Origin of the sequence: Mucilaginibacter gracilis, assembly GCF_003633615.1 — a bacterium.
Taxonomy (GTDB): Bacteria; Bacteroidota; Bacteroidia; order Sphingobacteriales; family Sphingobacteriaceae; genus Mucilaginibacter; species Mucilaginibacter gracilis.
Genome location: NZ_RBKU01000001.1, coordinates 275,453 through 299,030, shown reverse-complemented (window position 1 = coordinate 299,030; position 23,578 = coordinate 275,453). Strand labels below are relative to the sequence as shown.

The following is a 23,578-nucleotide window of genomic DNA, read 5'->3' as shown; positions in this document are numbered from 1 at the left end:
TCAAAATGAAAAACTATAAAATTATTTACATCATACTGTTAGGCATAAGCCTATGGTGCTCATCTTGCCAAAAAAATACCATTGCGGTTAAAGAGGCAAATTTAAACCCGGTATCAAATTTAAAATATACCTTGCTTGGCGATTCGGTACTATTGTCGTGGAACCTGCCTCAAGGCAACGGCCCTTTAACTGTAACAGTTAACGATAGCACAAACACAACAACTCTTGCTGCAAATGCTGTATCTTTTAAATATGGTATTGTACAAACCAATAAAAAATACGTATTTATTGTAAAAGTTAGCGACAATAACGGCAACAGTTCCTTAGGGCAAATAGTTCGGTTTACAAGGGATGGAGCTGCACCCGTAAAAAACGCAAGTGGTTTACAAACCGATAACAATGTTACAGTTAGCTGGACAGCGCCTGATTTGCCGGTTACTAAGATCACTATAAAAATGGGTAATCAATCCGTTGATGTTGGGCCTACTGTTACATCGTACCAGTTTAAGAACGTCCCTATAGGGGCCTACAACATCACTTTTGTAACCACTAATAGCAGTAATCAGTTATCCAACACCGTTATACTGCCATTTAAAGTTGGTGCAACAAGCGTAGCCTATATTGGTATGTATACCGATTCGCTTACGTTGTTAAATACCGGTGATGATGATGAGGTGGCGGGTGCCAAATGGTTATTTAAAAACTACACACGGTCAAAGTACGTTTCGTTTAGCCAGGTCAAAAACGGGACGGTTGATTTGAGCCAGTTCAGGGTGATTTGGTGGAACTATGATTTAGTGAGTACAACAAGCCTACCCGCTATAGCTACCGATGCTGCCGTGGTTGCAAAAATGACCCAGTTTTATAAAAACGGTGGCAGTTTGTTACTAAACCAATATGCCGTACAATACCTGTGGACAGTTGGTAGAATGACAGTAGGCTACCCTATGGGTGTCGACTCCGGACCTGGTGGCAATAATCCGGATATATGGGGTGTAGGTGTCAATATCAATGAAAAACACGACCAAAGCGGGCATCCTTTGTATAAAGGAATTACAATGACCAAGCAGGGCGATAGCAGGATTACTTTCCCGACCATCGGGCCGGGCTGGAAAGAAAATCATAACGATGTTATTGTTACCATTCCTGATTTTCTGAAACTCGGGCCTAACAATAACGAAGCAGCATATACCAAATTCGTTACTGATAACAACGTGGAATGGTTAGGCCAGTGGGATGGTATAGGCGATTACTATATGGCCGGAATACTGGAATTCAAACCCATGAACGATTATCAGGGTTCCGCGATATTTATTGGCATAGGTGCTGTTGAATGGAACCAAAACTCAGGTACTAATCCCTACCAGTCAAACATCGAGCTTTTGTATAAAAATGCCATAGATTATTTAAAAACAAAATAAGAAATGATTAACCTTCCGGTTAAACGCCGGAAGGTTAACGTTAACAAACATCATTATGAATAAGCTAAGTTTGTTTTGTATCGCAATGGCCATGAGTTGTTGTTTTGCGTGTAAAAAGAGTGGTACTGATGGCGGGACATCAATTATCAATACCATAAAAGATTCTACGGCATCTTTGGTAACAATGAAAGAGGCCGATTACCGCCCCTTATATCATTTTACCCCATCGCTTCATTGGATGAACGATCCAAATGGCTTAGTATATTATAAAGGTACTTATCATTTGTTTTATCAATACAACCCTAATGCCAGCGTTTGGGGTACAATGAACTGGGGGCATGCCACAAGTACCGATCTTTTTAATTGGAAAGATCAACCTGTCGCGCTTGCACCCGACAATTCGGGAACAATATTTTCGGGAAGTGCTGTTGCCGATGCTGCAAACACAGCCGGTTTTAAAACTGGAACTGAGGACCCATTAATAGCTGTTTATACGCTTAATGGCTCACAGCAACAACAAAGCATAGCCTACAGTAACGATGGCGGAACAAGCTGGACCAAGTATGCCAACAACCCCGTTTTGCCTAATGCAGGAGTGCCGGATTTTAGGGACCCGAAAGTATTTTGGTACGCCGCAGGGCAAAAATGGATAATGATATTGGCTGTGGGCAACAAAGTGCAAATCTATTCGTCGGTCAATCTTAAATCGTGGAGTTTGTTGAGTGAGTTTGGTGCAAATTTAGGTGCGCACGGCGGTGTTTGGGAGTGCCCGGATTTGTTTCAACTACCTGTAGATGGTACTGCAACAACCAAATGGGTAATGCTGGTGAGCGTTAATCCTGGTGGACCCAACGGCGGTTCGGCTACGCAATATTTTACAGGTAATTTTGATGGGACTACTTTTACAAGCGATAGTAATACAGTTAACTGGATGGACTACGGGACTGATAATTATGCCACGGTAACTTATAACAATATACCCGCTGCCGACGGAAGAAGACTGGCAATTGGGTGGATGAGCAACTGGAACTACGCGCAGCAAGTACCCACAACAACATGGCGTAGCACCATGACTGTACCAAGGGCCCTTTCGCTTGTTAGTACTACTGCTGGTGCTGTGTTAAGGTCGCAACCGGTATTGGAGTTGTCTAATTATAAAAATAGTACCCCCGATACAACCGCGCAGGGGGCAAACACAGCTATTAAAATGTTAAATAGTAAACTAATAGGTAGTGGCAGCTATGAAATTGATTTTACCGCCGACCTGAATTCAACAAACACTTTAACTTTAAGCATAGGGAATATTGTTGAAAAGATTGCATTAACGTACAATAAAGCCAGCGGGTTATTAAGTGTTGACAGGAGCAAATCGGGTCACATTGATTTTAATACGCAGTTTCAACAGCAAATTACCTGCCCTTATATCCCAAAAACAGGTCTCCCGACAGACTTTCAGGTTTTAGTGGATAAAACATCGATAGAGATATTTGTTGACCACGGCGAAAAAGTTATCACGACTATTTATTTCCCTAATTACCAATACACCGACTTGAAATTGCAAGGAGATGGTAATGCGTCGGTAATAAGTAACTTTAAAGTAAAAGGTATCAATAAAAGTTTAAGATAGGTTATGAAAAAGTTAATTCTTTTATCGATAATAGTTATAATGATGTTCAAGGTTTTTGGTCAGGAAACTGAAAAATATCAAGAGCTATATCGCCCGCAAGTACATTTTTCTCCAAAGGAACATTGGCTAAATGATCCCAACGGGATGGTTTACTACAATGGTACCTATCATTTGTTTTATCAATATTATCCTGGTGGTATTAATTGGGGCCCGATGCACTGGGGGCACGCCACCAGTAAAGACCTTATGCACTGGAAAGAACTACCGATAGCCTTGTATCCCGACAGCCTTGGCTATATTTTCTCGGGCAGCGCGGTAGTTGATGTGGATAATACCTCCGGATTTGGCAGCAAGGGAAAACCACCGATCGTGGCTATATTTACCCACCATGATCCGAAAGCTGAAAGGGCCGGAAGGAACGACTTTCAAAACCAAAGTATTGCTTACAGTTTAGATGAAGGTAACACATGGGTGAAATACAGAGGTAACCCCGTATTGAAAAACCCTGGAATTAGAGATTTTCGCGATCCTAAAGTAATGTGGTATGCCAGGCAAAAGAAATGGATCATGACACTGGCTACGTTAGATCATATTACCTTTTACTCTTCCCCAAACCTAAAGGACTGGAAAAAAGAAAGTGAATTTGGGAAGCATTTAGGTGCGCATGGAGGTGTGTGGGAATGCCCCGATTTGTTCCCGCTTACGTTTGAAGGTAAAACTTATTGGGTACTTGTTGTTAATTTAAATCCTGGAGGCCCCAACGGCGGCTCGGCAACACAATATTTTGTGGGCGATTTTGATGGAAGCACGTTTATGCCCCTAAATAAAGATAGCAAATGGGCGGATTATGGCCCGGATGAATACGCTGGAATTACCTGGAGCAATACCGGTAAACGAAAAATATTTTTAGGTTGGATGAGTAATTGGGAGTACGCAGGCCAGTTACCTACCGAAAAATGGCGTAATGCAATGACTTTGCCGCGCGAGTTATCATTAACTAAAATAAATGGAGAACTTATTTTGGTGTCGAACATTGTAAGAGAGCTTGATGCAATTGCCTTGAAACCAGTGGTGAGCAAAGCAGCATTATCTATTAACCAGCCGGAATTTAAATTTGAACAAAAGCTGCCGGGCCAATTCAAAATGAAATTTAGCCTGGATAAATTAACCACTCATACGCTAAAATTCCAGAACGATGCCGGTGAACAGATATTGATCGGTTATGACGATGAAAAAAAGCATTATTTTATTGATCGAACAAAATCGGGTGTTGTAAATTTCAATCCAAATTTTGCCAAAATAGTTTATGCGCCGCGTTTAGCAATAACTTCTAATTCGGATATCGAACTGGTATTCGATTATTCGTCTGTAGAGTTATTTGCTGATAATGGCTTAAGTGTAATGAGCTGCTTATTTTTCCCCCATCAACCATTTACACACCTTACATTGGTTAACAACAAAGGCATTATCCTAAAAAATCTTGAAATAGTTCCTTTGAAATCTATTTGGAAATAATGAAGTAGCTCTAAAGCGTATTGATATTAAGAGCAAAGCAATTTTTATTTAAGTAGTGTTTACCTGCCATCAGCAACATGATAAATATTGCTGATTTTTTTTGATGTTCTGCTTGATTAAAGGTGGAATAAAACGGGAATATTAAATTTGGATTTTTTTAATGCGAAAATCATTAAATTGCTACAAACCTTGCTGTATGTTTAAATACGATTTGTAAAATAGTTCAGCACAGCGCATGATGGACATGCCACGCTGAATAATTAATTTTCGTCCGTTGGATAACCTTCAGCAAACCAACCATACCTAAAATAGTACTTTTATGAATTTTCTTACCCGGCCCATCAGAAGTATTTTTTTATCTTTTTCTCTGGTTTTCAATATTGTGATTTTATCGTTCGCGCAAATCAAAATTCCACCCCGTGAAAAGATAAACATCAATCGGGAATGGAAATTTATACTTGGTGATCAGCAAAACGCTGCACAACCTGGTTACGTGGATACGGCCTGGAAAAACATTAACCTGCCGCATAGCTTTAGCACACCCTATTTTGGAACCGGACAATGGTATACCGGTTACGGGTGGTACCGTAAATATTTTGATGTGGGCTATGCATGGAAAGATAAACGGATATTTATTGAGTTTGAAGGCGCATTTCGGGATGCGGAGCTATTTGTGAATGGCAAACCTGTGGGTCATCATCAAAGTGGGTACACCGGCTTTAGCTATGATGTTACTGATGCTGTAAGGCAGGGAAAAAACGTATTGGCCGTTCGGCTGAACAATTTGTGGAACCCACAGCTTGCGCCGCGAGATGGTGATCATAATTTTTGCGGTGGCATTTACCGTGACGCGTATTTGGTGGTGACTAATACCGCCCACGTTACATGGTACGGCACTTTTGTAACAACACCAGTATTATCGAGAGCATCGGGTACGGTAAACGTTCAAACAGAGGTAGCCAATCAAAGTAATTCAACAAAGATATACGTACTTAAAACTTCTGTTATTGACCCAGGGGGCAAAATTGTCGATAGCTTTTCATCGTCGATGAAGATAGGCGCAGGCACTACAGCCAACTTCAACCAAACAGGCCAGCCTATCCCCAACCCAAAACTTTGGCATCCTCAACATCCCTATCTATACAAAACTGTAAGCCAGTTGTACGCTGGCGAATTGTTGGTCGATACCTACGAAACACCATTTGGTTTCCGCTCGGTGGAGTGGACAGCCGATAAAGGTTTTTTCCTCAACGGCGAACACTATTACTTTCACGGTGCTAACGTGCACCAGGACCATGCCGGGTGGGCAAGCGCCGTAACCAATACCGGGTTTATGCGAGATGTTAATTTGGTGAGAGGTGCCGGATTCGATTTTATTCGAGGCTCGCATTACCCGCACGACCCGGCTTTTTACGACGCCTGTGATAGCCTGGGTGTGATGATGTGGTCGGAGAATGATTTTTGGGCAGCTGGTAATTTTACAAAGGAAGGAAGCTGGTACGATCGGTCAGGCGCATACCCGATCCATACGGAAGACCAAAAGCCGTTTGAAGAAAGTGTAAGAACCAGCTTGCGCGAAATGATCCGGGTAAACCGCAATCACCCTTCGGTAGTGATATGGAGTATGTGCAACGAGGTCTTTTTTTCGGAAACTTCGACAAAGCCGCGCGTCAAAGAATTTTTAAAAGAACTCGCGGATTATTCGCACCAACTTGACCCGACACGTAAAGTAGCTATTGGAGGTTCACAACGCGGAGGTATAGATAAACAAGGTGATGTTGCTGGCTACAACGGTGACGGCGCAAGGATATATATTAACCCCGGCATACCAAATGTAGTTAGCGAATACGGTTCGACATTGGCGGACCGGCCAGGTAGGTATATCCCCGGTTTTGGCGATGTGCAGGGCACACCACTTGACTGGCGCAGCGGGCAGGTACTTTGGTGCGCTTTTGACTACGGAACTCATTTTGGTGACGGCAAGTTTGGGCACATGGGTATGATAGATTACTTTCGCCTGCCAAAGCGTATGTGGTATTGGTACCGTAATGAATATTTGCACATACCACCACCGGAATGGCCTGTTGAAGGTATCCCGGCAGCATTGTCGTTAACTGCCGACAAAAAAACCATCAGTAATACCGATGGTACCGATGATGTACAACTGATAGTTACGGTTTTGGATAAGAGTGGCAAAGCGGTCAGCAATTCGCCCGATGTTACGCTAACGCTTGAATCTGGACCGGGCGAATTTCCAACTGGAAATATCATCAACTTTTCGGCAACATCGGATATTGCGATCCGCGCCGGGCAGGCAGCAATTGAGTTCCGTTCGTACTATGGTGGCACGAGTAGGGTAAGGGCAAGTTCGCCGGGCTTAAAGGATGCTTTCATTACCATCGAAACCAAAGGACTACCCGCTTTTATACCCGGCAAAACACAGGTTAACGCATATGTACCTTACATTAAATATGGCGACTATAAAAACTTTTCGCCTACTGTGAGCAAAAGCAATATCATTTTCCAAAAACCAACAAGAGCCAGCAGCGAAGCGAAAGGACACACGGCGGGCATGGCCGATGATGAAGACGTAGCAACTTATTGGGCTGCCATGCCTAACGCTATCGAAAATTGGTGGCAGGTAGATATGGAAAGCTTGACCAGTATAACCAGAGTGAACCTATATTTTGCTAATGACACCGATTTTGGGTACAAAATGCAGGTCTCATTCGATGGGCTGCAATGGACGGATATTTATACCGCTCCTGCTAGCCACCAAACAGATAGAAAGCGGGCCATCACCATCAGTAAAGCACCCGAGGCCAGGTTTTTAAGGATCATTTTTATCGATGTGCCTTTAGATAAACAAGCAGTTTTAAATGAGGTTGAAGTATTTGGAAAAAGCCAATGATAACAGATTTATTAATTAAAAACAAAAAAGTTAAGTTTTACCTAAACTAGATTATTTATCCTGTTAATGATTTTATGAAACAAATTCTTTTTTATCTGCACAGGGTTAATTAAAATCAGTTATTAATTTTTATGATATATGTTGGAAAACCGTTTAATGAAGCTTGGTATAGTAGTACCAGTTCCATACTTTTATAAGTAAAGATTTGTATCAATCTGCATCAAAAAAAAGGTTAGTAATTCGGTGCGTATCAAATTATAGACCAGGTAAAATATTGTAAGTCAATAGGTTAAGAATCCCGTTCGATTCCCCTACGGGCTACCAGAGGGGAAAGGTTATCAAAAAGATAACTTTTCCCCTTTTTTTTTGATGGGCCGTATCTCATGCATCTCTGTATAACTACTTTATATTTTATAACCTCCTCCTTTCTAAATACCCCCTACTCATACCATAGGTTTTTTTGATGTTTCCATGTGTGGATTATCTGGTTGCTTATAATGATATTTAAAATAACGAATTTATCACCCTCATTTAACCGATGGTAGCCCCCTGGGGAAATAATAATGCGCATAAATTTGAATGCGTAATCACCTGGGCTCTTTCTAAGCAACCTGATTTCAGAATCCAGTGAACCGAGCCGGGGGTGGTTGAACGCCTCTAATTAAGGCAGGCCCGTTTATTTAAAGGAACCCGAACGTATTTTACTTAACTAATTGAAATTATGATAAAAAAAATCGTTTACGCATTATCAGTCACACTTGATGCAAACGCAGTATGCGCACAATGGTTATCACCCGGTAATTTGATAATATTTATTGAAGGAGCTACAGAGAAGCAAGCAACACTAAAGCTAACCCAACGTGAAATTTAAGCCAGTGGTAAAAATTATCGATTTTACTTTTAACTATTTAGGCGTTTTCTTATATCATCCCTTAATTGTAAATACACACCAATCAACAAATCCGGATGCGTTATTTAAATCCATTCGGGGTTTGCATAAATCCACCCATTAGTTATCAAACTATGAAAAGAATTTTACTTTTTTTGTTTTTATTGCTGAATACGGATTTGGCAAGGGCTCAGTGGGTTAATGTAGCCCAATGGTCTTACGATTTTGGTACAATAACAAACTCGTATACCAATACTCCCGGTACCAATAAGTCATCTACAAGCACAGCATCAACCGCCGGATTTTTACCGGTTACATCTGGAGGAAATACCGGTGTGTATATTAGTGGTAGTGCTGCTAATGGGGCTTTTACGCTAAACAATAATCACACCATAACTGAGCAGCTTCCTACCAGTAATATGGTGAGGTATTCTGCAAATGATATACCGTCTGCAACAGATGTTGTATTGAACTCCTTTACTATAAAGTTTAGCAGTTCCATCAGTACTGCAGATGCTGGATCTTATATGTACGCCATCGGCCATAATAATGGTAATCTGTTTAATCCTGTAAGTAACAATAGTGTAAATAGGGCAAGTAATGAGCTGTTTACGGTGTTAAGATGGGCTCCTGTAACAACGGCGGGCTCAACGGGTATTACTTTCGCATATCGCCTGGGTGCCGATTCTTTAACAATTACTACGTATACTACAATTGATGCTACCACTTTTGCTAAAGGGGGGACTTATAATGTGGAAGTTTATTGCAATAATTCAACTTCGGCAACAGCAAAAACTTATACACGTGGTGGTGTTTCGTATAATTTACCTCAAAATACATTTCATATCTGGGTTAATGGTACAAAAATAGGCAGCGATTACCCACGCTCTATCGAAGTAAACGGCAACTCAGGTTTATCGGGAGGAACATCTAAGGCAATGCCCAATGGTACAACGCTGAATTCTTTCTTGTTTTCGGCTACTGGCGGAGCTGGTGCAACGGGCAATATTACACTTTCTTATCCGGTATTATCTTATTTAACAACCGACACATTTGATAGCGCGGCACCATCAAAATGGTCGGTTAGCGGTGCATCTTCACTTGTTTTAAGTAATGAACATGTTAAAGGGGGGAGAAATGCATGGAAGTGGACAACTAATGCAGGGGGTAAGTTATCGGCTTCCGCACTGGGTATTTCTGCGGCCGATATCTGGTATTATTCGGCAAATTCGGCTAAGATACATATCTATAGTAAAGCCATCTCCGCAGATACCCTGGTATTTCAGTTTTTAGATGCAGCAGGGAATGTACAACGGGAAGGGCATATGCTGCTCAATTATAAAGGCTGGCGGGATTATCATCGCAGTTATCGTTACGACTACAATTATGGCCTGCAATCTGCATCAAGTTTTGCCCTCGATAAAGTAAACATTATTTACAGGCCTGCCGGCGGAACCGGGCAGGCGGTGATTTACGTAGATGAAGTGCAGTTTTCTCTAAACGCTGAAACACGCACGCCTGGCCCGCATATGCGATTGGATTATCAGCATTTTCAAAGAACTGCGGATGTCTCGGGCGCACTTGAAAGTTGGCTGAACACTCCCGATATGGCGGCAACCACGCCATCTTCGCAAGAACTTGCTGGTATAACTCAGGTTAAAACTTTTTATAACCGAACTTTAAGCACAGTTACCGCGGCAGCTTTACTGGCAGCCAAAACATACGTTGCCAATTGCGGGATAACCAGAAATGCCGACAATTCTATTAAAGGACGTGGGATAAGCGCAACCAGTAATGTTGATACGTTGGTGCTGTTGTCAACCCATTGCGGTGCTTTGGCAAGTGCCTATGGCCTTAATGGTGATACAGATGCCTTAAGCAAGCTTCGTTTGTTGGTAGAACATCTTATCGATCAGGGTGTATCAGAAGGGGGAGACAATATTATAGCTTACAGCGATTATACTTCTGCACGTGCATTTCCGGTTGGTTTTTTACAGGCATTGCCTTATCTGGATAGCACAACAAAATCAGATGTGATGAAAATGCTGAAATGGTCTAACGAATACAATCGTATTTATCAAACCACATTTACCCCAGGTTTAAGTACCGACTATACTCATGTTAAATCAAACTTTGTAACCGAATTAGCTTTATTGGGCAATTCAAACGCGGAAATTACCCGCGACCTTAAATCTGTGAGCCGTTACCTCGAACAATTTACCTATCCGGGGCAGGGAGCGAGAGATGGCATTAAGCCCGACGGTTCGGGATTTCATCATAACTCTCAGCATATAAGTTATATGTATGCTTTTAGCACCTGGATAATCCGTGCCTATGAATTTAAAGGGACGCCGTTCAAAATATCAAATACCGCTTATCAGAATATGTCGTTTGCCATACGTAACCTGTTTTTGGAAACCTCCAAGGGTACATTAATTCCAAATTCGGCCTCGGGTAGGGCACCATTTCAGTCCAGCATATCTGTTGCTGCTTTAAACGTGAGGCAGCTTGTTGAGGTTGGTGGCGATTTGACGGGTCAGGCCTACGAGCCACAACTGGCAGCATTTTATAATTACATTTTTAAAACCAATACTTATGCGGTAACCACACCCAACCTGGATGGATTTTATCAGTTAAATTATTCGCAAACCGGCATACAGCGTAAAAATAATTGGGTGGCTGTTATGCGGGGATTAACGGACCGCATGTTTGGTTCTGAGATCTATACCGGAGCAAATCGATATGGCCGTTATCAGAGTTACGGTGCACTTGAAGTATTATACGACGGTAACCTCACCTCTACAGGGTATATAAGCGCCGGTGCGGGATGGGATTGGAATATGATGCCCGGAACAACCAGTGTAAAACAAAGCTGGACGCTGTTACAGCCTCTTATTTCGGGTACAGCTTCAGAATATCAGGGCGACGCCTTTGCCGGTGCGTTAAGTATGGGCAATAATGGTATTTTTGGGATGAACTTTACGCAAAACCCCGGCACCCGTTATGCAACAAGCGGCCTCAACTTCAGGAAGTCGGTTTTTACATTTGATAGTGTAATGGTGTGTTTGGGTAGCGGAATTATTGCTTCAAATACAACAGATCCGGTAATAACAACTTTGTTTCAGAGCGTAAGTACAGCAACCGATCCGGCAATTTATATAAATTCTGCAACGGCGCAGTCTGCCGCAACAGATCAAACACTATCTACAACTTCATCATCTCAATGGCTGGTGAACGGGCAAACAACAGGCTTTTATATACCACAAGGAAACGGTAGTATCCGGGTTTTCCGGGGCACCCAAACCACACCCATAAATTCGGTAGATAATGCTACCACCACCGCTACAGCAAATGTTAGTAAATCCTGGTTTGAACATGGCACGCAGCCATCTGGCGCAAAATACCAATTTGTAGTTGTACCGGCGGTTACCCCGGCGAAGATGCAGGCACTAGCCACTTCTTTCTCGTCTGGAAGTTATTATTCAATATTAAAACAGACTGATTCTGTACATGCAGTGCTTTACATTCCGCAACAGCTTACTTCTTACGTGTGTTTTTTACCTAAGACGGATATCAATACAGGTTATTTGCAGAGTATATCAAATCGTGCGTTGGTTGGCATCCGCGAAAGTGCCGATTCTTTATTTATTTCTGTTGCAAATCCCGATCTAAAAGCTGTTGACAATGCCGCCAGTACTTGGGTATCTACCGCCAGTACAATTTCGTTGGGCATAACCGGCCTATGGCATGCAGTGGATAATGCTACTGGCGCGGGCATTACTTTAAACACTAATTCTTCAACGGTAAGCTTTACGGTACATGATGGTTTTCCGGCTACGTTAACTTTAGTTAAGAATGAGATCATACCCGGAGCAATGTTGCCCTTATCGGCTCAAAGTAAAGCCAAAGATGCTGTCCTTTCCTGGGGTGTTACGGCTAATAGCTCAACCAATAAATTTACTGTTATGCGCAGCACTGATGGTAAAAATTACAACGAGATTGCTTCGGTTAACGCCAATTCGGGTTCAAGTTATCAATACACCGATAGCCGTGTTTTATCAGATGCAACACAAGTATACTATTACATAAGAGCTGCGAATAAAGATGGGGCAACTTCTGACGGTAACGTGGCAACGGTGAAATTGAGTTTGAATAATGCTTCTTCCACCTCAACATCCAATCCTGTCAAAAGCGGCGCAACCTTTAACATATCGCCCAACCCTACTAACAGTAAGGCAACTATCAGTCTAAATGCAAAAAAAACGGAATCTGCATATGTTAAAGTTATCAATGCAAAGGGTGAAATTGTTTGGCAAGCTACTAAAATGCTGTCTGAAGGGTTAAATACCATTGAGGTCGATCTTTCAGGCCGCCCGCCAGGCACTTATGTGGTTTATTTGAGCCGCTCGGGTGTACAGGGCTTAGGGAAAATTATCAAATTGTAAACCATCGCATTTTAACGGAGGCAATAACTAAATCAACAAACATTACGATAAATAACTCGGGTTAAACTTTTTATTACACCCTGATAGTGAGACGGAATATGGTAAAACAGCCGCTACATATGGCATGTAAATTTATGACTAAAAGCACAATTTACAGAATCAGCATACTTGCAATAGCTTTCTTCCTAACCTGCAATTTAAATCTTAGGGCACAACAACCATCGGTTATTAACTGGAAACACTTTTTATCTGGAAGTGATATGGTTTATGATACTCTTACTACCGCATGGCATGAGGGTGCATTTACAGGCAACGGCTTACTTGGCACAATGATCTATCTTAATGATGCCAACTCCATCCGTATGGATATTGGCCGCACCGATGTGCGCGATCATCGTATCGATTCGATGCCCGCCTTGTTTGCCAAAGCCCGATTGCCAATAGGGCATTTTATTATAAAGCCCCTGGGGAAAATTAAAAAAATAACAGCAAGGCTTGATCTTTGGAATGCCGAACTGAGAGGTAGTATACTTACAGATAAAGGTGCTATATCGTTTACCGAGCTTACCTTTTCGCAAACTAATATCATTTATTTTGATGCTGCCTGTACCGGCCAGGAAGCAGGTTTTACCTGGGAGTGGGTTGCTGATGAACCAGTTAGTCCGCGCGCAAAGACACATGGAAGGCCAGCAAATTATACAGCAAACCCCGAAGCCATAAAAAGTGTTAGAGCTGATATAAATTTGTATAACCAGCAATTATATGCCGGCGGAGGCTTTACCACCGCATGGAAAAAAATACCCGGTAGATCAGGATGTAAATATCTCATTACCGTAGCAAATTCGCTAAAAGATAAACAATCTGTCGGTCAGGCTTTTACCCTTCTTTCCCGTTTTAATGCGGTTCAAATAAAAGCAGCTATTCAAGATCATAGGGACTGGTGGCATAACTACTATAAAAAAAGCTTTATTGCCATACCAGATAAACGTATCGAAAGCTTCTATTGGATTCAGCAATACAAACTTGCATCAGCAACTCGCGCAAATAAGCCAGCGTTGGATCTTATAGGCCCGTGGTTAAAGCCAACACCGTGGCCTGCATACTGGTATAATTTAAATATTCAGTTAACATACAGTCCGTTGTACACTTCAAATAGGTTGGATATTGCCAGTTCGCTGATTAACATGATCGATGCTAATAAAGACAATCTAGTGAAAAATGTACCTCAGGAGTACCGGTATAATTCTGCGGCTATTGGTAGGGCAGGCGGCGATGATATGCTTGCGTCAATCGATTTGAAACGTGGCAGTTTCGAAAACGTATCAGACGGATATGCTGAACTGGGCAACCTAACCTGGATACTTTATTATTATTGGGAACAATACCGGTACAGCATGGATCAAAAACTGGCCGATAATTTATTCCCGTTATTAAAACGCAGTATTAATTATTACCTGCATCTCCTTGAAAAAGATGCAACGGGGCAATGGCATTTGTCTGTAAAAACGTATTCGCCAGAATATCCCGGAGGAACAGGATATGATACCAATTATTCGCTTGCGCTGTTGCGGTGGGGATGCAAAATTTTGCTACAATTAAATAGCGAACTTAAACAGAACGATCCTCTTGCAACACAATGGAACGATGTATTGCAAAACCTCACACCTTATCCACAAGATGCCAATGGATATATGATAGCTAAAGATATACCTTTCAATCAGTCGCACCGGCATTACTCGCATTTGCTGATGATCTATCCCTTGTACGAAATTAACTGGGATAATATAGCCGACCGAGAAGTAATTAGCAAATCATTAGCACGGTGGCATAGTTTTCCGCAATCCTTGCAGGGATATTCTTATACCGGCGGCGGATCTATTTATGCCATGATGGGCGAAGGCGATAAAACACTTAACTGCCTTAATCAGCTTATAGATAAATATGTAAAGCCCAATACCATGTACCTGGAAAGTGGTCCCGTTATAGAAACGCCGTTAGCAGCTTGCGCCACTATACAAGAAATGTACCTGCAATATTGGAATAATACCGCGAGGGTTTTTCCGGCTCTGCCGGCCATCTGGAAGGATGCTTCATTTGAAAACTTGCGCACCGAGGGCGCATTCCTTCTTAGTGCGGTGCGTAAAAATGGCCTTACCAAATGGGTGAAGATAGAAAGTTTGCATGGCGGTTCACTTGATATAAAGCCCGGTATGGTTGGCGAAATAAAAGTACAAAGCAAGCAGCAGGTACAAATAACAAATAAAGGTAACGGTACTTATAGTTTAAATATGCCGCAGGGATGTGTAGCTTACTTGTATAGCCGGTCGGAAGATCTTAGCTATAAAATTGCGTATACCAATGGTGATAATATTAAGCGTAATTTTTTCGGTAAGCATAGGTAATGTTACAAGCTGCATATCCGCTCTTGTTGCGTTTAAATGTTGGCTCACATACCATTAATTATTAGTAAGCCACCTTTAAGTTATTTCATTATTCATTAAGCCTTATTATGAAGATTTTTAGAACCTTGTATTTTAGTTTATTGCTGTTTACGATAGCCGATACCTGCTGCGCCCAGCAATTAACCTGGACAGTTGTTGAACCCGGAATATGGAAAGCTGTTGCAGGTAATCCGGATGGGTTAGACCTGCTCAAAACGGCAGGGGCGGTGCCATACCATGCAGGCCTGGCCGAAATGGGAACTACGGAGTTCCCGTTGCCACAAGATGAGATCAAGGCCACAATAATAGACGGCAAAACATATCTGCGTTTTCCATTAGATACCCAAGAGCAGCTTTATGGCTTCGGCTTAAATTTTCAAACAATACATCAGCGTGGTAAAATCATAACCCTGCATGTGGATAATTATGCAGGCAGGGATGGTGGGCATACTCATTGCCCAACACCTTTTTATGTTTCTACCAAGGGCTATGGCGTTTTTATCAACAGCGCCCGTTACATTAAGGTTTATGCCGGCACCGCGGTAAGGGTGGATAGTAAAACGCCGCCGGAAATAAAGGATCGTAATTTGGATAAAGACTGGAAACCGAACCCATATTCAGACGCGGTAGAAATGCTTGTGCCAGCCTCAGGAGCAGAAATTTATGTGTTTGGCGGCCCTACTATGATGAATGTGGTACAGCGTTATAATTTACTAAACGGCGGTGGCTGTTTACCTCCGCGCTGGGGCCTTGGATTTACCCAACGGATGCAACGGTTAGCCGACGCTGCAAGTGTTGCCGCCGAAGCCCAGGCTTTTGAAGACAAAGGATATCCGCTGGATTTTATAGGACTTGAACCTGGTTGGCAAAGCAAATCTTACCCTTGTACTTTTGAGTGGGACAAAACCCGTTTCCCCCAGCCGAAGGCTTTTGTGCAAGATATGCTGAAAAAAAATATCCGCATTAATTTGTGGACCAACCCTTATGTTTCGCCACAGGCTCCCGTTTATAACAACATATTACCTTATATAGCAACCCACACCGTATGGAACGGGGCAGTTGTTGATTTAACCCTACCTAAAGCCAGGGATTTGTTTTTTGGTGCGCTGGATAAAAATAAAATAGACATAGGAGTAGGTGGTTATAAAATTGACGAGGTTGATGGTGGCGATGCTTATTTATGGCCAGATGTGGCCATTTTTCCATCTGGCAATAGTGCTGAGGAATTGCGCCAAACTTACGGGCTGATGATGCAGCGCTATGTTACAGAACTATACCACAGTCGGAACCAGCGGACTTATGGATTGGTGAGAGCATCAAACGGAGGAGGAGCATCACTGCCCTATGTGATCTATAATGATTATTATAATCACCAGGATTTTATTACCGCGCTTATCAATAGCGGATTTGCTGGGGTGTTGTGGACGCCCGAGGTGCGCTCCTCTAAAACTGCTGAAGAGTGGCTACGCAGATTTCAATCGAATATTTTTTCGCCAATGGCTATGATCAACGCCTGGGCTAGCGGCACAAAGCCCTGGAGTTATCCCGAAGTTGCCGAACAGATAAAGCAATTGGCAAACTTGAGGATGCAGATGATGCCCTATTGGTACAGCGAGTTTGCCAAATATCATTTTAAAGGCATACCTCCGTTCAGGGCGATGAATCTTGAGCCGGGCTTCCAGAGTATGCCGGCAGAAAAGCCGGTTGAAAAAGAGAAAATAAACCTGGAAGAAAATCCGTACGAAAGCGTTGTGCTGAAAGAGATAAAAGACCAGTATATGGCAGGCGAAAATATTTTGGTAGCCCCCATGTTTACCGGCGAAACAAGGCGCACTGTAATATTACCCAGAGGTAAATGGTACGATTTCTATACCGGCAAATTTGCAGGTGACGGACAGGTGATCACGGTAATACCGGGCCTTGATAAAATACCGGTTTATGTTAAAGATGGCGGTATTATTCCCATGATGCCATCTATGCTTCATGCGCCCCAAATTAACCAGCAAGTAGATATCGAGGTGCGATATTATGGCGAAATGCCGGGTTATTATAAGTTGTACGACGATGATGGCGAGACTTTTAATTATGAGAGTGGTGCATACAGTTTCAGGGAAATAAAAGTAACAAAGGCCAATGGTAAAATAATTGGCAGTATCAGCAACGCAGTTGCCGGTAAGCCTAATACGGTTGGTAAAGTAACATTTAAAATGATGACCAATTAATTGTTTTATGGTAGACATCTAAATTTTACGGTTGTTTGAGAGAACGAAGTTTTAGATAACAGGAGTGCCTGGCCGAGGCATCAATAAGAATTTGATGCAGGCCAGGTTTTTTTGAATACTAGATGAGAAACTTATACTCTTATTTGGGAAGTTAAATTTAGTTTGCCGCCGACTGGTTATTTTATAAAAGGCAATATATATGTAAAAAAAGTATCCGGAAGGTTGTAACTGTAAAATGATATCGGTAAAGCATATTGAGGCATCGGAAAAATTATAAAAAATATTGATGCCAGCCAATCGGTTTTATCAATCGCAAGCTCAAAAACTACAGAAGTTTCAATCAATCAATTAGATGAAAAATGTATAAAAAAATATTATCACTTGCTTTTATCCTCGTCAGCCTTCAGGGTATGGCCCAGAAAAAGAAAGCGCTTTTTATTATTGTGGACGGCGTTCCGGCAGATGTAATGGAAAAAATAGATCCGCCGTATATGAAAGCCATTGCCGCTGATGGCGCTTATTTACGGATGCATCAAGGTGGAGACCTGGGTACCTATAATGAAACGCCTACCATTTCTTCCCCGGGTTACGCTAATGTGGTCACCGGTGTTTGGTTGAATAAGCATAATGTGAAGGACAACCAGATCAAAGATCCCGATTATCATTATCCAACAATTTTCAAACTGTTTAAAAATCAGTATCCCGGTAAAAAAATCGGCGTTTATTCAACTTGGGAAGATAACCGGACCAAACTGTTGGGCGATGGCCTGCCGCAAACCGGTAACCTTAAAGTAGACATTCATTACGATGGTTATGAAAGAGATACGGTTAGGTTTAAAGTAGATGAGTTTGGCGACAAGTTTTACCAGATTGATAAATTGGTTGCCACTGAGGCTGCAGGTTCCATCAAACGTGATGCGCCCGATCTGTCATGGGTTTATTTGGAGGAGACGGATAGTAAGGGGCACCGTTTTGGCGATAGTCCCGGATATGTTGATGCCCTCAAACGCGTGGATAAGGAAATAGGTTTGATCTACGAAGCCATCAGATACCGCGAGCAGCATTTTCATGAAGACTGGTTGTTGCTGATCACCACAGACCACGGACGAACAGAATTGGATGGAAAAAAACATGGCGGTCAAACAGACCGCCAACGGAATACCTGGCTGGTTACCAATAAGAAAAATCTGAATGCCTATGCCACTACCTATAACCCTTCGGCAGTTGATCTGTTGCCCACCATTACAAGATTTATGAATGTTAAACCTGCTAAAGAGATACAATATGAACTGGATGGAACACCTTTAATGGGGCCTGTTTCTGTTGCGGAACTGCATTCTTATTTCGTGCAAGGTAATCTGGTTGTAACCTGGAAAGCACTTGACAAGATTGGTAACGTAAAAATTTGGGTGGCAACAACCAATAATTATAAAACGGGCGGCAAAGATAATTACATGTTGCTTGGTGAATTTCCGGTTGGACAGAAACACGCAACGGTTGATGTAAGCAGATACCCCTCATCCTTTTATAAGTTGGTGGTTGAAGCCCCGCACAATATGCTTAACACCTGGGTAACACCAGCGCCGGTGTCGGCTAAATGAAAACCACTATTGGCTAAATAGATATCTTCTTATAATAAAAGATTGGTTGGCCATCGTTCAGCCTATTGTTTTAAAGTATTTACGCACATATTTGCGAAAGCAACAAAGTAAATTTCGTTAAGCGGTTTTTGGTAATATTTAGTTGGTGTTGGTCGGTTAATAGCCTGGTAACAATGCGGCCATTCGCCTTCCTTAAATTACTATGTATTTAACTATAAATCTTTTTTAACTTTAGGGTAATAAAGGTTACAATTAACTTGCTAGCGCTGTATGAAAAAGATCTTAATTCTTATTATTTTACAGTTCATTTTAGTAAACCTATCGTTTAGCCAGTTTTCTTTTGATCATGTTTCTGTAAGTAACGGCCTTTCCCAAAGTACAGTGCTATCTGTACTTAAAGATAGCAGAGGGTACATGTGGTTTGGTACCCGCGACAGGCTTAACCGATATGACGCACGGAACATCAAAATTTACAACTATAACCCAGCCGATTCCAGTAGTATCAGCTGTAATGACTACGTTTTTTTTGTTTTTGAAGATCAAGGGAAAAATATCTGGATAGGTACATCAAGAGGCTTAAACAGGTATATTCCCGAAAGCGATTCATTTGAACGTATTTTACAAAAAAACATAGATCCGGGTAGTTTAAACAGCAACAATATTTACTGTAGCTATCAGGACGCCAGTGGGCGGCTTTGGTTTGGGGGCGATAAGGGCATTAATATGTTAAGTTCTTCAACATCGCGTAAGTTTATCCATTTTTATAAGGGTACTCTAACTAAAGCGGGTTTAGCCGGTAATCAAATATATGCCATTTGCCAGGATCGCGCTCAGAATATTTGGGTAGGAACTACAGAGGGGCTAACCCGCATTAGTTTTAAAAACGGGAAGTATGTATTTAAAAATTTCACCAGTTCGCCAACGGACCCTGATGGCTTGGATGGTAATTCCGTAAAAACGATAATTGAAGACCGTAAAGGAAACATCTGTATTGGCACCGAAACCGGCGGGCTCAATTTGTTTAACCCCAAAACGTCTAAGTTTAGTCATTTTAAGCACGAGCCTTCAAATAGCAATAGTTTGATTAATAATGATATACGTAAAATTATAACTGATAAAAACGGCGTATTATGGATAGGAACAATGGACGGGTTAAACCTGTTTGATGAGGATAAAAAGGAATTTAAACTATATCAGCACGATATCGAAAATCGCAATAGTTTAAGCGATAACTCTATTAAAGATATTTATATCGACAATTATGGCACAGTTTGGATTGGCACCATGTTCGGGGGTGTCAATATTATTCATCCTAACGCAATACCGTTTACTATTTACCAGGCAAGCAAGTATAAAAATAGTATTAGCGGAAACGTTGTTAGTACGATTATTGGAGACGCGAAACAAAATCTTTGGATAGGTACAGAAGGAAAAGGTATAAACTATTTTGATAAAAAAAACCAACTTTTTACTCATTATAACAACGACCCTAAAAATGCCGGTAGCATAAGTGCCAACTTTGTAAAGGCTATCTTTAAAGATGGCGATAATAACATTTGGATAGGTTTACACCGAGGAGGTTTAGATCTGTTTCAGCCTTCGTCCAATTCATTTAAACATCACCGCCATAACGAGTCTGACCCATATTCAATAAGCAGCGATATTGTGAGTTGTATATTTGAGGATAGCTTTCACAGATTTTGGGTTGGTACGTCCAAAGGGCTTGATATTTTCGATAAAAGGTTGCATCAATTCCGTAACTATATAAATAGCCCTTCAACACCACTACGTTTGAGCAGTTATGGTATCAGGTGTATATATGAAGATAGCCACCATAATATATGGGTGGGTACAACCGGCGGACTTAACTTAATGAAAGCCGGTTCAACCACATTTACCTGGTTTAAAATAGATGAAACGGATGAGAAAACTTTAAGAAAGGGATATATTAATTGTATTAATGAAGATAGTGATGGTGCCATTTGGGTAGGTTCTTTTCATGGTGGGTTAAGCCGCTATGATCCGCAAACACAAACCTTTAAAACCTATAAAATGCAATCCGGCTTACCCAGCGACAACGTACTGAACATACAATCATCCGAAAATCATTGTCTTTGGGTTAGTACTGATAATGGCTTAGCAAAATTTAATACAGTTACCCAAAAATTTAAAAGTTATGCCGTTGCCGATGGTTTGCCTACAAATGAATTCAGCTACAATTCATCATTCAAAGATGCAAGTGGTAATTTATATTTCGGCAGCTATAACGGATTGATCAGTTTTAATCCCAGGCAGATCAAAGAAAGCGGGATAGCGTCACCTGTTAGATTCACAAGCCTCAAGTTATTTAATCAGCCTGTCGGTATTAAAGACAATACGAACCTGCTTAAACAAGATATCAGTTTAACCCAAAGCATCACTTTTACCGCCGCGCAAAATGTTTTCAGCATCGATTTTGCCGCTCTGGATTATAACCAGCAAGGCGGCGGCCAATACATGTACAAGCTGCAAGGCTTCGAAAAAAACTGGAACTATGTTAAGGTACCCAATGCCACCTACACCAACTTACCCGCTGGCGATTACGATCTGTTGGTAAAGGCCGGTAATAATGATGGGTATTGGACTAACGACGTAACAAGTGTGCATATCGTGATATTACCACCGCTATATAAAACCTGGTGGGCATATTTTATTTATGCGATATGCTTTGCAGGAGTACTCTTCCTACTTATTCGTTTTTTTAGAAGGCAGGCGAGGCTTGAACGCGACCTTTATTACGAACACCTGAATAGCGAGCGCCAACAAGAAGTTCATCGGATGAAACTTGATTTTTTCACCAAGGTATCGCACGAAATCAGAACACCGCTTACTTTGATATTGGCACCCGTTGAAAAAATGATTGACCTAACTGTGGACAATAGTTTGATTGGCCGCCAGCTTGTATATGTAAAGCAGAATACCGACCGTTTGATGCGCCTGGTTAACGAGCTGCTTGATTTTAGAACCATTGAAACAGGGCATATGATGCTTCATGTTGCTGAGCTGGATATTGTAAAGTTTTGCTACGATGTGTATATGTCGTTTGAGAGTGTAAGTGCCGCTAAAAACATTAACTACCAATTTCATTCGCCCAGCGAAAATGTTTTCGTTTATTTTGATGCCCCTCAATTTGAAAAAGTACTATTTAATATTCTATCCAATGCCTTTAAATTCACACCGGCCGAAGGCACAATCATCATGCGGGTAGATTCTCAACCAGATTCGGTAAACATCATCATTACCGATAACGGAGATGGGATATCCTCGGCGGCACAGCAATTTATCTTCGATGAATTTTATCAGGATAAGCAATCTTCCAAGTCTTCCGGATGGGGCATAGGCTTAGCGCTGGCAAAAAATATTACCGAATTACACAAAGGAAAGATTACTGTTAAAAGTACGGTCGCTACAGAAGATAATTCAGGCAGCACATGCTTCGAGGTTTCATTATTAAAAGGGAAGGAGCATTTTTCTGAAGATGAATTTGCCGATGTATTAATACAACATCGTAAACCGCTTGAGCCCGATTACCCGGCAGCTATTTTGCACATACCTGTGCCCGAGTTTAACAACAAAGAAAAACAGTTGTTGTTAATAGTAGAGGATAATGATGAAGTAAGGGGCTTTATTAAAGAATCATTGAGCGAAGTATATGAGATAATTGAAAGTACCAACGGTTTGGACGGCTGGGATATGGCTTGCAAGATCATTCCAGATTTGATAGTGAGCGATGTAACTATGCCTGTAATGGATGGTTTGGAGTTTTGCTCCAAATTGAAAACAGACGATAGGACCAGCCATATCCCTGTAATATTGCTCACGGCCAAAGCTGCGCATTCTTATCAGTTACAGGGTTTGGAAACAGGGGCAGACGTTTATTTAACTAAGCCGTTTAGTATGCAGGTATTAAAGTTAAATATTCGTAATTTAATTTTAGCCCGGCATGCCATGCGGAAAAAATATGCCCAGCAGATTACTTTAATACCCAAAAACAAAATCATCGAATCGCCTGACGAAAAGTTTTTGAACAAGCTGATGGATATTGTTGAACGCAAAATGGAAGATCCGGACTTTGATGTGATTAGCTTAGTGAACGATATTGCAATGAGCCAAACCGTGTTATATCGCAAAATTAAAGCCCTCACGGGCTTAAACATTGCCGATTTTATTAAATCGGCACGTTTAAAACAGGCAGCTTTACTATTGGCTCAAAATAAGTTAAGCGTTGCCGATGTTGCCTACAACGTGGGTTTTAAAGACAGGAAATATTTTAGTAAAGAGTTTAAAAAGCAATTTGGCAAAGTGCCATCTGAATACGCAAGAGACGCTCAACCAACGTCTATTTGATGTTTTTTTGATGATTGGCCGATAACCCACCCTAAAAAGGTTGAAATTTCACCCCTCCCACAGTAAATAGAATCTCAAATTTGCTTTTAGGGTAATTGCTGCTTTAGTGTACTGAAATAC

Annotated in this window: 10 protein-coding genes; all 10 read left to right on the top strand. The window is 41.5% G+C overall.

The window, feature by feature from the left end; all coding sequences use genetic code 11:
* Positions 1-5 precede the first annotated feature (5 nt).
* The 10 genes from BDD43_RS01145 to BDD43_RS01105 all read left to right on the top strand — a co-directional run bounded on the left by BDD43_RS01145 (position 6) and on the right by BDD43_RS01105 (position 23,458).
* Entirely contained in the window at positions 6-1,421 is a 1,416-nt protein-coding gene (locus tag BDD43_RS01145) for a DUF4945 domain-containing protein (RefSeq protein ID WP_121195817.1), read from the top strand.
* 55 nt (positions 1,422-1,476) lie between these two features.
* Positions 1,477-3,048, top strand: a complete 1,572-nt coding sequence (locus tag BDD43_RS01140; RefSeq protein WP_121195816.1) for a glycoside hydrolase family 32 protein — start codon at positions 1,477-1,479, stop codon at positions 3,046-3,048.
* Between the two features lie 3 nt (positions 3,049-3,051).
* Positions 3,052-4,563, top strand: coding sequence for a glycoside hydrolase family 32 protein (locus BDD43_RS01135; RefSeq protein WP_121195814.1), 1,512 nt, complete (start codon positions 3,052-3,054; stop codon positions 4,561-4,563).
* A 319-nt stretch (positions 4,564-4,882) separates the two neighbouring features.
* Positions 4,883-7,474: a glycoside hydrolase family 2 protein gene (locus tag BDD43_RS01130; RefSeq protein ID WP_121195813.1), complete on the top strand. Its 2,592-nt coding sequence runs from the start codon at positions 4,883-4,885 to the stop codon at positions 7,472-7,474.
* A 721-nt stretch (positions 7,475-8,195) separates the two neighbouring features.
* Complete coding sequence (locus BDD43_RS29855) at positions 8,196-8,345, top strand: hypothetical protein (RefSeq protein WP_162846953.1); 150 nt, start codon at positions 8,196-8,198, stop codon at positions 8,343-8,345.
* Positions 8,346-8,497: 152 nt separating this feature from the next.
* Complete coding sequence (locus BDD43_RS01125; RefSeq protein WP_162846952.1) at positions 8,498-12,808, top strand: polysaccharide lyase family 8 super-sandwich domain-containing protein; 4,311 nt, start codon at positions 8,498-8,500, stop codon at positions 12,806-12,808.
* Between the two features lie 134 nt (positions 12,809-12,942).
* Entirely contained in the window at positions 12,943-15,210 is a 2,268-nt protein-coding gene (locus BDD43_RS01120; protein ID WP_147425539.1) for a glycosyl hydrolase family 95 catalytic domain-containing protein, read from the top strand.
* 107 nt (positions 15,211-15,317) lie between these two features.
* A complete protein-coding gene (locus BDD43_RS01115) occupies positions 15,318-17,471 on the top strand; it encodes a glycoside hydrolase family 31 protein (RefSeq protein ID WP_121195809.1) in 2,154 nt (717 codons plus the stop codon).
* A 359-nt stretch (positions 17,472-17,830) separates the two neighbouring features.
* On the top strand, positions 17,831-19,072 hold the full coding sequence (locus tag BDD43_RS01110; RefSeq protein WP_121195807.1) for an alkaline phosphatase family protein: 1,242 nt from the start codon (positions 17,831-17,833) through the stop codon (positions 19,070-19,072).
* Between the two features lie 270 nt (positions 19,073-19,342).
* Positions 19,343-23,458, top strand: a complete 4,116-nt coding sequence (locus BDD43_RS01105; protein WP_121195806.1) for a hybrid sensor histidine kinase/response regulator transcription factor — start codon at positions 19,343-19,345, stop codon at positions 23,456-23,458.
* The last annotated feature ends 120 nt before the right edge of the window (positions 23,459-23,578 follow it).

Bases quoted from the DNA above. Each gene is read 5' to 3' on its own strand.
- BDD43_RS01145 (WP_121195817.1), top strand. From the start codon at position 6: ATGAAAAACTATAAAATTATTTACATCATACTGTTAGGCATAAGCCTA.
- BDD43_RS01140 (WP_121195816.1), top strand. From the start codon at position 1,477: ATGAATAAGCTAAGTTTGTTTTGTATCGCAATGGCCATGAGTTGTTGT.
- BDD43_RS01135 (WP_121195814.1), top strand. From the start codon at position 3,052: ATGAAAAAGTTAATTCTTTTATCGATAATAGTTATAATGATGTTCAAG.
- BDD43_RS01130 (WP_121195813.1), top strand. From the start codon at position 4,883: ATGAATTTTCTTACCCGGCCCATCAGAAGTATTTTTTTATCTTTTTCT.
- BDD43_RS29855 (WP_162846953.1), top strand. From the start codon at position 8,196: ATGATAAAAAAAATCGTTTACGCATTATCAGTCACACTTGATGCAAAC.
- BDD43_RS01125 (WP_162846952.1), top strand. From the start codon at position 8,498: ATGAAAAGAATTTTACTTTTTTTGTTTTTATTGCTGAATACGGATTTG.
- BDD43_RS01120 (WP_147425539.1), top strand. From the start codon at position 12,943: ATGACTAAAAGCACAATTTACAGAATCAGCATACTTGCAATAGCTTTC.
- BDD43_RS01115 (WP_121195809.1), top strand. From the start codon at position 15,318: ATGAAGATTTTTAGAACCTTGTATTTTAGTTTATTGCTGTTTACGATA.
- BDD43_RS01110 (WP_121195807.1), top strand. From the start codon at position 17,831: ATGTATAAAAAAATATTATCACTTGCTTTTATCCTCGTCAGCCTTCAG.
- BDD43_RS01105 (WP_121195806.1), top strand. From the start codon at position 19,343: ATGAAAAAGATCTTAATTCTTATTATTTTACAGTTCATTTTAGTAAAC.